Source organism: Pseudomonas fluorescens (assembly GCF_902497855.1).
In the GTDB taxonomy this organism is placed as follows: Bacteria; Pseudomonadota; Gammaproteobacteria; order Pseudomonadales; family Pseudomonadaceae; genus Aquipseudomonas; species Aquipseudomonas fluorescens_BI.
The window spans coordinates 46,431-60,075 of the sequence record NZ_CABVHU010000016.1; the positions used below are offsets into that span (position 1 = coordinate 46,431).

Annotated in this window: 10 protein-coding genes; 2 read left to right on the forward strand and 8 right to left on the reverse strand. The window is 60.9% G+C overall.

The genetic code is table 11. From position 1 onward, the window contains the following. Positions 1-28: 28 nt before the first annotated feature. The 5 genes from F8N96_RS26845 to F8N96_RS26865 form a co-directional block, all read right to left on the reverse strand. Complete coding sequence (locus F8N96_RS26845) at positions 29-2,458, reverse strand: TonB-dependent siderophore receptor (protein ID WP_150800363.1); 2,430 nt, start codon at positions 2,456-2,458, stop codon at positions 29-31. Between the two features lie 318 nt (positions 2,459-2,776). Beyond that, on the reverse strand, positions 2,777-3,748 hold the full coding sequence (locus tag F8N96_RS26850) for a FecR domain-containing protein (RefSeq protein WP_150800364.1): 972 nt from the start codon (positions 3,746-3,748) through the stop codon (positions 2,777-2,779). Further along, entirely contained in the window at positions 3,745-4,263 is a 519-nt protein-coding gene (locus tag F8N96_RS26855) for an RNA polymerase sigma factor (protein ID WP_150800365.1), read from the reverse strand. The genes F8N96_RS26850 and F8N96_RS26855 overlap by 4 nt, the downstream gene beginning before the upstream one ends. A gap of 252 nt (positions 4,264-4,515) precedes the next feature. Continuing rightward, entirely contained in the window at positions 4,516-5,223 is a 708-nt protein-coding gene (locus F8N96_RS26860) for a PolC-type DNA polymerase III (protein ID WP_150800366.1), read from the reverse strand. Continuing rightward, a complete protein-coding gene (locus F8N96_RS26865; protein ID WP_150800367.1) occupies positions 5,220-7,154 on the reverse strand; it encodes a putative nucleotidyltransferase substrate binding domain-containing protein in 1,935 nt (644 codons plus the stop codon). Before F8N96_RS26865 ends, F8N96_RS26860 begins: the two co-directional genes overlap by 4 nt. A 258-nt stretch (positions 7,155-7,412) precedes the next feature. Between F8N96_RS26865 and F8N96_RS26870 the strand changes: the two genes are divergently transcribed. Then, positions 7,413-7,853 carry a response regulator gene (locus F8N96_RS26870; protein ID WP_150800368.1) on the forward strand — a complete coding sequence of 147 codons (441 nt, stop codon included), beginning with the start codon at positions 7,413-7,415 and terminating at the stop codon, positions 7,851-7,853. An 80-nt stretch (positions 7,854-7,933) separates the two neighbouring features. Here the strand turns inward: F8N96_RS26870 and F8N96_RS26875 are convergent, their stop codons facing one another. Beyond that, positions 7,934-10,111, reverse strand: coding sequence for a malate synthase G (locus tag F8N96_RS26875; RefSeq protein WP_150800369.1), 2,178 nt, complete (start codon positions 10,109-10,111; stop codon positions 7,934-7,936). Between the two features lie 559 nt (positions 10,112-10,670). Here F8N96_RS26875 and F8N96_RS26880 point away from each other — a divergent pair. Beyond that, a complete protein-coding gene (locus tag F8N96_RS26880) occupies positions 10,671-11,189 on the forward strand; it encodes a glycine cleavage system protein R (RefSeq protein ID WP_128874022.1) in 519 nt (172 codons plus the stop codon). Positions 11,190-11,403: 214 nt separating this feature from the next. Here F8N96_RS26880 and rarD read toward each other — a convergent pair whose 3' ends face one another. Both rarD and F8N96_RS26895 read right to left on the reverse strand, forming a co-directional pair. Then, positions 11,404-12,291: an EamA family transporter RarD gene (rarD, locus tag F8N96_RS26885; RefSeq protein ID WP_150800370.1), complete on the reverse strand. Its 888-nt coding sequence runs from the start codon at positions 12,289-12,291 to the stop codon at positions 11,404-11,406. Positions 12,292-12,452: 161 nt separating this feature from the next. Beyond that, complete coding sequence (locus F8N96_RS26895) at positions 12,453-13,427, reverse strand: serine/threonine protein kinase (protein ID WP_150765288.1); 975 nt, start codon at positions 13,425-13,427, stop codon at positions 12,453-12,455. Positions 13,428-13,645: the final 218 nt, after the last annotated feature.

The following is a 13,645-nucleotide window of genomic DNA, read 5'->3' on the forward strand; positions in this document are numbered from 1 at the left end:
TGGGTATTGAGCGTGTCAGATCAAGCAATTACCACTTGTAGGTGGCACTGGCGACGACACTGCGTTGGTCGCCGTAGTAGCAATAAAAACTGTCGCAGGTAGAGATGTAGTCCTTGTCGAACAGGTTGGTCGCGTTGAGTGCCACTGAGGCACCTTTGAGGCTGTTGTTCAGGCGGCCGAGGTCGTAGTGAACAGCGGCGTCGAACACCGTGTAGGCGTCAGCCTTGCCCAGCTCGGTGTTGGCCTGGTCACCATAGGTGTTGCCGGTGTAGCGAACACCGCCGCCGACGCCGAAGCCGTCCAGCACGCCGTTGTGCCAGGTGTAAGCGGTCCACAGCGACGCTTGTTGATTCGGCATCAGTTGCAGGCGATTGCCCTTGAAAGTGCCATCTTGTACTTCGGATTTGGCCAGGGTGTACGCGGCGATAACCTTGAGGTTTTCGGTCACGTCGGACACGGCTTCCAGTTCCAGGCCTTTGACTTTCACTTCACCGGTCTGGCTGGTGATCGAAACGTTGTCCGAGTTGGTGGTGGTGACTGAGACGTTTTTCTGGGTCAGGTCGTACACCGCAGCGGTCAATAGCGTGTTGCTGCCAGGCGGTTGGTACTTGATACCCAGTTCCCATTGCTTGCCTTCGGTCGGCTTGAACGAGTCGGTTGGCGAGGCGGTGGCGTTGCTGGTTGGCTGGAACGATTCGGCGTAGGACAGGTAGGGCACGATGCCGTTGTCGAACACGTAGCTGATCGCTGCGTTGCCGCTGAAATTCTTGTCCCGCTCGGTGTTGGTGGCATCGCCTTTGTTGAAGAATTTGGTACCGGTGTGGACCCAATCTTCACGCCCGCCCAGGGTCAGGCGCCATTGGTCCAGAGCCATCTGGTCCTGGACGTACAAGCCGGTCTGGTAGGTTTTTTGATCGTAGTCGTAGAACGCCGTTGAACGGGCAGGACGAACGATGGGCTGGCCATAGATCGGGTTGTTGACGTTGGTGGTCTTGCCGTCACCGAAAATCGAGGTGTAGTTGGTGTTGCTGCGTTGGTGATCAAGGCCGATCAACAGGGTGTGACGAATATCGCCAGTGGCGAAGTCGCCCTGGAAGTTGTTATCCACGGCGAACTGGCTGATGTCTTCGTCGGTACTGGTGCTCGAACGGCCGACGTTGCCTTCGGCGTCGACCTGGGTGAACGGATAGGCACCGGGAGTGAGGGCCTGGAACGACAGGTCCGACTTGGTGTAGCGCAGGTTCTGCTTGAACTGCCAGACATCGTTGAGGCGATGTTCAAAGGCGTAGCCCAGTGCGTAATAGGTGCGGTCGTAGTATTCCCAGTCCGGGTCGCCCAGGTTCTTGTGATGGGAAATCTTGCCCAGTGGCGAACGGATTTTCGTGCCCTGCACCGGCAGGAACTGGCTGGTGATCCCGGTATCGTCACGGGTGAATTGCGTGAGCAGGGTGAGTCGGGTGTCGTCGTCGATGTTCCAGGTCAGGCTCGGCGCAATGTTGTAGCGCTTGTTGTCGACGTGATCGATCTGGGTGCCGCTGTCGCGTATCACCCCGCTCAGGCCGTAGAGGAACCGACCTTCATCGTCGATCTTGCCGGTGCTGGCGAAGTTGATCTGGCGATGGTTGTCACTGCCGTATTGCACCTGGATTTCACTGCTCGACTCGGCGCTGGGACGGCGACTGACCATGTCCAGCAAGCCGCCCGGCGGGGTCTGGCCGTACACCGACGAAGCCGGGCCACGCAGCAGGGCGAGGCGATCCAGGTTCCAGGTTTCCTGTTTCGGGTTGGCGTACACGCCTTTGGGCAGCGGCAGGCCGTCAAGGAATTGCGTCGGTTCGAAACCGCGCACCCGCAGCCAGTCGGCGCGGGTGTCGCTGCCGTAGCTGCTGGCGACGATGCCGGGCATGTAGCGCACGGCGTCATCGATGTTTTGCACTTTGCGGTCGTCCATCTGCTGCCGGGTGGCGACCGAAATCGAACGCGGGGCTTCGACCAGGGCGGTGTCGGTCTTGGTGCCGGCGGCGGTGCGAGTGGCCACGTAGCCTTCCACCGGACCCCAGGCGCTCTCAGTGTTTTCCACGCCGATGACGGCGGTTTCCGGCAGCGCCATCACACCCTCGGGCACGGCCACCAGGCTGTAGGTGCCAGCGCTGCTCTGTTCCAGTTGCAGGCCGGTGCCGCGCAGGGCTTCGCGCAGGGCGCCGGCGGCATCGAACTGGCCTTGGACCGGGGCCGAGGTTTTGCCGGCCGCCAGGGATGGGTTCAGCGCCAGCGCCAGGCCCGCCTGGCTGGCGATCTGATTAAGCGTGCTGGCCAGGGGCGCGGCCGGCAGATTGTAGGCGCGAACGCTGGACGCCTGTTCGGCGGCGATCAGTTGACCGCAGGCCAGCGGGGTGCAGAGGGCAATGGCGGCGGCCAGCAAACCGGGGCGCAACAAGGTGTCTAGCGAGCGGGACATACAGCGGCTCCTGAAGGGGAATATTTCTCAATTGCCTAGGTGCCGGACGAGAATCGAAAAGTGATAGGGGTAGGTGAAAATAATTCGTTTCATTATTTGCGGTGATGCTGGCGGCCTCTTCGCGGGCAGCCACGCTCCCACAGGTTCTGTGGTGTTCACAGCGTTACTGTTCTACGCAAAACCCGGTAGGAGCTGGCTTGCCAGCGAAGGCGGCCTCGAGCTTTGCATAGCCAATGAGGACGCCTTCGCCGGCAAGCCGGCTCCTACAGGTTTGGTGTTGACCGCAAGACACAAGCGGCTTGGCAGGCACAACATTCCTCAGGGCTTGGCTTCAGCCTTCACCACCGTCACCCACCACGGCGTGTGCTGTTCGATCTGCACCGGCAATGTCGGCAGCAGGGCGCTCAGGGCCAGGTCGGTGTCGTTCAGCGGGAAACTGCCAGTGATTCGCAGGTCGGCAACTTCCGGTGCAACGCCCAGATGCCCGCGGCGATAACGGCCAAGTTCGTTGATCAGGTCCTCCAGTCGCGCGTTATCCACCACCAGCATGCCGCGGGTCCAGGCATCGGCGCCGAGGTTGAGCGCGAGGATCGGTCCGAGGCCGTTGTTGCTCATCAGCACTTGCTGGCCTTCGCGCAGAATCTGTTCTTCAGGGCTTGATTGCGGATGGGCGGCCACCGCCGATTGCAGCACGCTCAGGCGCGTGCCTTCTTCCTCGCGTTTGACCAGGAACCGCGTGCCGAGTGCGCGCATGCTGCCTTCGCGGGTTTCGACGATGAAGGGCCGGGCATCGCCATGGCTGGTTTCGACGAGGATTTCCCCTTCCTGCAAAATGATCAGCCGCTGCTTTTCATCGAAGCGTACGTCCATGGCACTGTGGGTGTTGAGGCTGACCAGCGTACCGTCGCTCAGGCGCAGGGTGCGTTGTTCGCCGGTGACGGTGCGCTGGTCTGCCAGCCAATAGTCGAGCGGCAGATAACGATCACCGGCGAACAGCGCCAGGCCGATCACTGCCACGACGCTCGCCACGCCACTGCCCAGTTTGCGCATCCCGCGGCGAATGCTGGTGCGCGATTGCAGCAACGCGGTGCGGGCCGGACCGCTGGCGGCGCTGAAACGCGCATCGAGCAGGCCCAGTTGGCGCCAGGCCCGGGCATGTTCTTCGTGGGCGGCGTGCCACTTGGCGAATTCTTCGCGATCGACCGGGTTGCCGGAGTCCAGGGTCAGTTGCCAGGCGATGGCGGCATCCAGCACCTGCGCCGACACCGGTCTTGAGCTGGCCGGGCTCACAGCGGCTCACCGTACAGCGCGATGTAGCACTGACGAATGCCCTGGGCCAGGTATTGACGCACCCGCGACACCGACACGCCCAGACGCTCGGCGATCTGCGCGTGGCCGAGGCCGTCGAGGCGGTTATAGAGAAACGCTGCCCGGGCCTTGCTCGAGAGTTGGCCGAGCAGGCGGTCGATGTTTTTCAGGTCTTCGAGGATAAGCTGTTGCTCTTCCACTGAAGGTTGTTCGGCTTCGGGGATCAGCATCAGTTCGGTCAGGTAGGCCTGTTCCAGCGCGGCGCGGCGGAAATAGTCGAACAGCAGGCCTTTGGCGATCGCCACCAGAAACGCCCGCGGCTCGCGAGGTTCCTTGAGTTCATCACGGCCCAACAGGCGGACGAAGGTGTCCTGGCTCAGGTCTTCGGCCCGTTGCGGACAGGCCACGTTGCGCCGCAGCCAGGCCAATAGCCAGCTGCGATGGTCGCGATACAACGCACCAACGAGCTCACTCTGGGGGCTTTGGACTGACGGCACGCCGTATCACCGATTGGGAAGTGTTAACTAACGAGAATTGTTCGCGATTGTGGCAGAGGCGGGGGAGGTAAGCAATTGGCCACTGGTCGGGTGGTTTGGATGGTATGTGTTCAGTGGGATCGCGTTATCGTTCTTCGCCGGCAAGCCTGGCTCCTACAGGGATGTTGAGTCGTTCGCCGATTTCGTGGGCGACCCAAACCCCCCGTAGGAGCCAGGCTTGCCGGCGAAGAGGCCGGAACAGGCGCCGCAGATCTAGAAGGACGGCGCGCGCTGCCTGCGTTTCCACTGCCTCACCCGCTGCAGCAGTTCCAACGGACTATGAATCTGCTGCTGCCGCGCCCGGCTGAACAAAATCAGCGCCAGTTCTGCCGTGGCCAGCGCGTCGGCACTGGCGTTGTGCCGCTCGAACACCTCCAGCTTGAACCAGTCGATCCACTCATCCAGCCCGGCCTCGCGAATAGGCGCCTGCGGACACAGCAGCGGCGCGATATCCGCGACATCCAGAAACAGATGCTGCAACTTGTAACCCAGATGATCTTTCAATGCGCGCCCGAGCATGTGCTGATCGAACGGCGCATGAAAGGCCAGCACGGGACTGTCACCGACAAACTCCATGAAGTCGAGCAAGGCCTGGGCCGGGTCGCTGCCGGCGGCAATCGCGCTCGGGCCCAGGCCGTGAATCAATACGCTGGGACCGAGTTTGAGCTCGCTGCATTGCAAGGTGCGTTCGAATTGCTGGCTGAAGTCGATCGCCCCGTCTTCGATCACCACCGCGCCGATGGACAGTACTCGATCCTTGTTCAGGTTCAGCCCGGTGGTTTCCAGGTCGAGCACCACCCAGCGTTGTTCGCGCAGGCTGCATTCGCTCGGCTCGGCGGCCGTCGGTAAGCGTTGCAGGCGCAGTTGAAGGTCGCCGGACAACATTGGGCCTGACGGGCGCAGCCATGAAAACAGGCTCATAGCTGATACCGCAGGGCCAGGCTGCTTTGCAGTCGCTGAGCCTGACGCAGGGATTCACGCAGGATCCGTCGATCAAGATGATTGAGACTGTCCGGGTCGACCCGGTTGGAGTGGGGCAGATTCTCCCGGGTCTGGAGCTGATGTTGCTGCATGCGGGTTTGTTGAATGAAGTGATAAGCCTCTTCGTACGCCGCACCGTCCAGTCGTTCGATGACCTCTTTGTCTACCAGTTGGCGGAAGCGCTCCAGGGTATTGTTCGCTTCGATCCCGTGGGCCAGTGCCAGCAAGCGGGCACCGTCGACGAACGGCGTCAGGCCCTGGATTTTCAGGTCCAGCGTGGCTTTCTCGCCATTCTTGCGAGCCAGCACGAAATCCCGGAAACGTCCTACGGGCGGACGATTGCGCAGGGCGTTCTCGGCCAGCATGCGCTGGAACAACCGGTTGTCGTCAACCTGGTCAAGAATCCCCCGGCGCAGTTGCTCACAGCCATCCTCATCGCCCCAGACCACGCGCAAGTCGAAGTAAATGCTCGAACCCAGCAGATTCTCCGGCGTTGCTTCGCGGATGAACGCCGCAAAACGCCGAGCCCACTCGGCACGGGACAGACACAGTTCGGGGTTGCCGGCCATGATGTTGCCCTTGCACAGGGTAAAGCCGCAGAGCGCCAGGCTCTGGTTGATCTGCTGGGCGATGGGCAACAGCTTGCCGCGGATCTCGGCGGCATGGGCCGCGTCCCGGGCTTCGAACAGAATGCCGTTGTCCTGATCGGTGTGCAGCGTCTGCTCGCGGCGGCCTTCGCTGCCGAAGCACAGCCAGCTGAATGGAATCCCGGGGTCGCCTTTCTCGGCGAGCGTCAACTCGATGACCCGGCACACGGTATGGTCGTTGAGCAGGGTGATGATGTGGGTGATCTGGGTCGACGACGCGCCATGGGCCAGCATGCGCTCCACCAGTTGGCCAATCTCGCCGCGCAGTGCCACCAGGTTTTCCACGCGCTGGGCGCTGCGGATGGTCCGTGCCAGATGCACCAGATCGACCCGCTGCAGGGAAAACAGATCCCGCTCGGACACTACGCCGCACAGGCGATGGTCCTTGACCAGGCAGACATGCGCGATGTGCCGTTCGGTCATGGCGATCGCCGCGTCGAACGCGCTGTGGTCCGGCGACAGGTAGAACGGCGCCTGGGTCATGTGGCGTTCGATGGCTTCGTTGAAGTCGTCCGTGCCGTCGGCCACCACATGGCGCAGGTCGCGCAGGGTGAAAATACCCAGTGGGGCTTTCTGCTCGTCGACGATGACGATGCTGCCGACTTGCTGCTCGTGCATCAGGGTCACGGCTTCGCGCAGGGGTGTGGCGGGGCTGCAGGTCACTGGGTGGCGCATCGCCAGTTCACCCAGTCGAGTGTTCAGCGAGTACTGGGTCCCCAGGGTCTCCACGGCTTTTTGCTGGACTTGCTGGTTGACCTGATCCAGCAGGCTGCTGACGCCGCGCAGGGCAAAGTCGCGAAACGCGTTGGACAGCGCGAACAGTTTGATGAACGCCAGTTTGTTCAGCTGCAGGCAAAAGGTGTCTTCGGCGGCCCGGTGTTCAGTGCGGGTCGCACGCTCGCCCAGCAGCGCGGCGAGGGGGAAACACTCGCCGGTGGTGATCTCGAAGGTGGTTTCAGTCCCGCCCTTGGCCGTGTGGGGACGCTCACCCACGACCTGGCCTTGTTTGACGATGTAAAAATGCTCAACCGGGCCATCGGCGGGCTTGATGATGCTCTCGCCGGGCGCATAAAAACGCAGCTGACATTGTTCGACCAGGTACGCCAGGTGAGCGTGTTCCATTTGATTGAAGGGCGGGAAGCGCTGAAGAAATTGCAAAGTACCCTGGATGTTCTGCAACACCGCGGTTTTCCCTGCCTGGGTGAAGGCGTCCGCTTTACTCATAACCAATACCGCAGTCTTTTTGAATTGTTGTTGTCGGATGACTGACCCATGGTCGGCCCCTGCGCCCTGGGTGCCCATTGGACGTAAGTCTAGGTCGGCAGGTGCAGCTGATGAAAGTTAGGAAATATCTGACGCAACTATCGGAAAAGCCTCCTACATTGGCTATAGAACAACTATCCGACGAAGTGCACATTGAAGGTCTTGTTGGTGATGTCTGACTAGTGAGTCAGGCGATTGAATTCGAATGTAGAGTAAGCCATGTCCGACCACGATATTTTGACTGACGCCGAGCGCGAGGCGCTGAGTGCGGTCATGCTCGAACCTGACTTGCCGCCGCAGCGGGTGCTGATCGTCGACGACGATAAAGACGCGCGAGAGCTGTTGTCAGAGATCCTCGGCCTGGAAGGCATCCGGTGCATGACCGCAGCCAGTGGCGAAACCGCACTCAAGATGTTGAGCGAGAAGCCGTCGATTGGCCTGGTGATCACCGATCTGCGGATGGGACATGTCGATGGCCTGGACTTGATCCGCCAGGTCCGGGAGTCGGTACGGGCGGCCATGCCGTTCATCATCGTTTCCGGTGACGCCGATGTGAAAGACGCGATCGCCGCCATGCATCTGAGCGTGGTGGACTTTTTGCTCAAGCCTGTCGATACCGGCAAGCTGGTGGAGCTGGTCAAGCATGAGTTGGGGATGTGAGCTGCTAAAAGATCTTGCTCCAACAAAAAGGCCCCGATCTTTCGATCGGGGCCTTTTTTTGCTTCGGCGCTAACGCTTATTCAAAGGCCATTGGCAGCCTTGAACTCGCGACGACGACGGTGCAGAACCGGTTCGGTGTAGCCGTTCGGTTGCTTGCTGCCTTCGACCACCAGTTCGACCGCCGCCTGGAAGGCGACGTTGCTGTCGAAGTCCGGTGCCAGCGGGCGGTACAGCGGGTCATTGGCGTTCTGGCGGTCAACCACCGGCGCCATGCGCTTGAGGCTTTCCATCACTTGATCTTCAGTGACGATGCCATGGCGCAGCCAGTTGGCGATGTGCTGGCTGGAAATACGCAGGGTCGCACGGTCTTCCATCAGGCCGATGTCGTTGATGTCCGGCACCTTCGAACAACCCACGCCCTGATCGATCCAGCGCACCACGTAACCGAGAATGCCCTGGGCGTTGTTGTCCAGTTCGTTCTTGATCTGTTCCGGGGTCCAGCCCGGGTTCACCGCCAGCGGGATGGTCAGGATGTCGTCCACCGACGCGCGGGCACGCTTGGCCAGTTCGGCCTGACGGGCGAATACATCGACCTTGTGGTAATGCAGCGCGTGCAATGCCGCGGCGGTCGGCGAGGGTACCCAGGCGGTATTGGCGCCGGCCAGCGGGTGGGCGATTTTCTGTTCGAGCATCGCCGCCATCAGGTCGGGCATGGCCCACATGCCTTTACCGATCTGCGCGCGGCCTTGCAGGCCAGTGCTCAGGCCAATATCGACGTTCCAGTTTTCGTAGGCGCCAATCCACTTCTCAGCCTTCATGTCCGCCTTGCGCACCATCGGGCCGGCTTCCATGGACGTGTGGATTTCATCGCCGGTGCGGTCGAGGAAACCGGTGTTGATGAACACCACGCGCTCGCTGGCCGCCTTGATGCAGGCCTTGAGGTTGACCGTGGTCCGGCGCTCCTCGTCCATGATCCCGACTTTCAGGGTATTGCGCGGCAGGCCGAGCACGTCTTCGATGCGACCGAACAGCTCGTTGGTGAACGCGGCTTCTTCCGGGCCGTGCATCTTCGGCTTCACGATATAGACCGAACCGGTGCGGCTGTTCTTGCGCGAGTTGTTGCCGTTGAGGCTGTGGATGGCCGCCAGGCTGGTCAACAGACCGTCGAGGATGCCTTCCGGTACTTCGTTGCCGTCTTTGTCGAGGATCGCGTCGATGGTCATCAGGTGACCGACGTTACGCACGAACAACAGCGAACGACCGTGCAGGCTCAGTTCCTTGCCATCGATGCCGGTGTAGGTGCGGTCGGCGTTCATAGTGCGGGTGAAGGTCTGACCGCCCTTGGAGACTTCTTCCGACAGATCGCCCTTCATCAGGCCGAGCCAGTTGCGGTAGATCACCACTTTGTCGTCGGCATCGACGGCGGCGACCGAGTCTTCGCAGTCCATGATGGTGGTCAGCGCAGCTTCCATCAGGATGTCTTTGACGCCGGCCGGGTCGGTCTGGCCGACCGGGGTGCTGGCGTCAACCTGGATTTCGAAGTGCAGGCCGTTGTTTTTCAGCAGGATCGCGGTCGGGGCGCTGACATCGCCGTGGAAACCGATCAGTTGCGCATCGTTGCGCAGGCCGGTGTTGCTGCCGCCTTTAAGGGCGATCACCAGTTTGCCGTCGACGATCTTGTAGCCGGTGGAATCGACGTGAGTGCCGGCAGCCAATGGCGCGGCTTCGTCGAGGAAGGCGCGGGCGAAGGCGATGACCTTGTCGCCACGGACCTTGTTGTAGCCTTTGCCTTTTTCCGCGCCGTCAGCTTCGCTGATGGCATCGGTGCCGTAGAGCGCGTCATACAGCGAACCCCAGCGGGCGTTCGAAGCGTTGAGGGCGAAACGGGCGTTCATCACCGGCACCACCAGCTGTGGGCCGGCCATGCGGGCGATTTCGTCATCGACGTTTTGCGTCGTCACCTGGAAATCGGCCGCTTCTGGCAGCAGATAACCGAGGTCTTGCAGGAAGGCTTTATAGGCCACGGCGTCATGCGGTTGACCGGCACGGGATTGGTGCCAGCCATCGATGCGAGCCTGGAAATCATCGCGTTTGGCGAGTAGGGCTTTGTTCTTCGGTGCCAGGTCATGAATGACCTTGTCGGCACCGGCCCAGAACTTATCGGCGGTGAGGCCGGTACCGGGAATGGCTTCGTTGTTCACGAAGTCGAACAGGACTTTGGCGACCTGCAGGCCACCGACTTGAACGTGTTCAGTCATTGCTTGCCTCACTCTGCTCAGCTATTTCGCTTTTCAGCTCTTCAATTTAACAATGAAGCCTCTGGCCATTTAAACCACAAACCCGTCTACCAGTACATGCCATGCGGGCGGCTGGGTTTTGACCAATCAACGGCTTGGGGCCTTGCTGACGGGGCTTTCAGGGTTGCGATTGCGCCTGTGGCAGACATCGATCCACGTTATGTAGTGCGCGCTGCGGCATACTACATGATGAATTGCGCTTGTGAAAATTAGACTAATTACGTCGTTCTGCGACCCTATGACGCATTGCGGTCAGGTCGGGGAGCAGGATGTTCTCAAAAAACTAATGGATTGTTCCAGTTAAATATCAAAACTTGTACACGATTTTTGTTCGGCAGGTTCATTGGTGGTGCTCCATTCGCGGGCAAGCCTCGCTCCTACGGGTTTTGTGTCGGTCGGCAATTTTGTGAACGGCACAAAACCCGTAGGAGCGAGGCTTGCCCGCGAAGGCGTCAGACGACTCAGCGCAGGACCAACCCTTGCCTATACTTCTTTTTCTATAACAAAAGAGGGCTGCGCCATGGACCACCTCGTACTCACTGTAATCGCTCCGGACAAGCCTGGGCAGGTCGAGCGCATCGCCCAGTGCATTGCCGAGCACGGCGGAAACTGGCTGGAAAGCCGAATGTCGCGCATGGCCGGGCAGTTTGCCGGGATTCTTCGGGTGGGCGTGCCAGCCGAAGCCTACGACGAACTGGTGGACGCCCTGCAGGCATTATCTGCCCACGGCATTCGGGTGCTGATCGCCGAAAGTGGCATCGAACAATCCTGCACCTGGAAACCGATCGCGATGGAACTGGTGGGCAATGATCGTCCGGGAATCGTCCGTGACATTACCCGTTTGCTGAGCGAACAGGGGGTGAACCTCGAGCAACTGGTGACCGAAGTCCGCCCGGCGCCGATGAGCAGCGAGCCGTTGTTCCATGCCGAAGCGATTCTTGCGGTGCCGTTGACGTTGTCGCTGGACGTATTGCAGTCGCGCCTGGAGACCCTGGCCGACGACCTGATGGTGGAATTGGTGCTGCGCAGTGAGCCTTGAAAGGTTATCCAGTTTAAAGGTGCACCTGCCTGTGGATAACCTGTAGAGACAGCCCGCCAGGCCACGCCGACCGGGCTTCTGCAGCAACTGATCAAAAAACCAGCAGTTTCAACGAGTTGCGCACAAACGGCGGGGATCACGCTGTGGATAACCTTGGGAAGGATCGATGCAGGCCACGAACGACGTGGCCTGTGGAGAGTTGTACGTTTTCTGATCAACTGCGACGACGCAGACTTATCCACGCATCGAGGCTGTAGACCGCCAGACCGGCCCAGATAAAGATGAACGCCAGCAGTGTGCTCGACGACAGCTGTTCACCAAACAGCAGGACGGCTTGCAACAGCACCAGCGTCGGCGCCAGGTACTGTAGAAATCCCAGCGTCGTGTAGGGCAAATGCCGTGCGGCGGCGTTGAAACATACCAGCGGCACCAATGTCACCGGCCCGGCTGCAACCAGCCACCAGGCTTCGGATGTGGTCCAGAACTCAGGCTGAACGCTTGTGGCCGTCTGATTGAAAAGCAACCAGGCAATGGCAATCGGCACCAGCATCCAGGTTTCCACCACCAGGCCGGGCAGCGCCTTGACGGGCGCTTGCTTGCGGATCAACCCGTAGAAGCCGAACGTCAGCGCCAGCACCAGCGACACCCACGGCAGGCTGCCGACTTGCCACACCTGTTGCGCCACGCCCACCGCCGCCAGACCCACGGCCAGCCACTGCATGCGCCGCAGCCGTTCGCCGAGGATCAGCATGCCCAAGAGCACATTCACCAATGGGTTGATGTAGTAACCGAGGCTGGCCTCGAGCATGCGCCCGTTGTTCACCGACCAGACGTAGGTCAGCCAGTTGGCCGCGATCAGCGTGCCGCTCAGGGCCAGGATCGCCAGGCGTTTCGGGTTGTCACGCAGCTCGCGCCACCAGCCTGGATGTTTCCAGACCATCAGCAGCAAGGCACCGAACAGGGCGGACCAGAGCACGCGGTGGATGATGATCTCCACGGCGGGTACGTTGGCGATGGCTTTGAAGTAGAGCGGGAATAGTCCCCAGATGATGTAGGCACTCAGGCCCAGAATGTACCCGCGACGCGGGTTGGCGGCTTGCATGCAGAATCCTTGCTTAGGCAGCTAACAAAGAGGGGATTGTAAGGAGATTTGTCTCGACGTGCTGATCCCTGTAGGAGCGAGGCTTGCCCGCGAAGAACGATAATTCGGTATATCAGGCAGACCGCGTTATCGTTCTTCGCGGGCAAGCCTCGCTGTGTGAATCAGAAGATTTTTAGGGGTTCTTCATTCAGCGCAGCCAGTTGTTCGCGCAACGCCAACACCTGATCGCCCCAGTACCGCTCGCTGCCGAACCACGGAAAGCTGTGGGGGAACGCCGGATCGTCCCAGCGGCGGGCGAGCCAGGCGCTGTAATGCATCAGGCGCAGGGCGCGCAGCGGTTCGATCAGCGCCAGTTCCCGCGGGTCGAAGTCGTGGAATTCGTTGTAGCCGTCCATCAGTTCCGACAACTGGCCGAGACATTCCTGGCGGTCGCCGGCAAGCATCATCCAGATGTCCTGCACCGCCGGGCCCATTCGACAGTCATCGAGGTCGACGATATGGAACATCTCGTCGCGACACATCATGTTGCCGGGGTGGCAATCGCCGTGCATGCGGATGTTCTGGTGCGGTGTCGCCTTGTAGACCTCTTCCACCCGCTTGAGCAGGTCGCGGGCCACGGACTCGTAGGCCGGCAGCAGGCTTTTGGGTACGAAGTTGCCTTCGAGCAACGTCGTCAGTGAGTCGTGACCGAAGTTTTTCACACCGAGGGCTTCACGGTGTTCGAACGGCTTGGTCGCGCCCACGGCGTGCAAACGACCGAGCAGTTGGCCGAGGCGATACAGCTGATCGAGATTGCCCGGCTCCGGCGCGCGGCCGCCACGGCGGGGGAACAGGGTGAAGCGAAAACCGTTGTGTTCGTGCAGGCTGGCACCGTTGTGAATCATCGGCGCCACCACTGGCACATCGCACTCGGCGAGTTCGAAGGTGAACTGGTGCTCCTCGAGAATCGCCTCGTTGGTCCAGCGTTGCGGACGATAGAACTTGGCGATCAGCGGTTCGGAGTCTTCGATGCCGACCTGATAGACACGGTTTTCGTAGCTGTTGAGCGCCAGGATGCGCGCGTCGCTGAGAAAGCCGATGCTTTCGACGGCATCGAGCACGAGGTCTGGGGTGAGGGTTGCAAACGGGTGGGCCATGCTGACTCCTGCGCGCAGCAGGCTGCCGCGTCCGGCCAGACATGGTAGCGCAGACGGGGTATCTTTAGGGGGATCGTTCCCACGCTCTGCGTGGGAATGCCTCACCGGACGCTCCGCGTCCGTTTCTGGAACGCAGAGCGTCCCGGGCTGCATTCCCGCGCGGAGCGTGGGAACGATCAGACAAGAGATCCCTGTGGGAGCGGGCTTGCTCGCGAAGA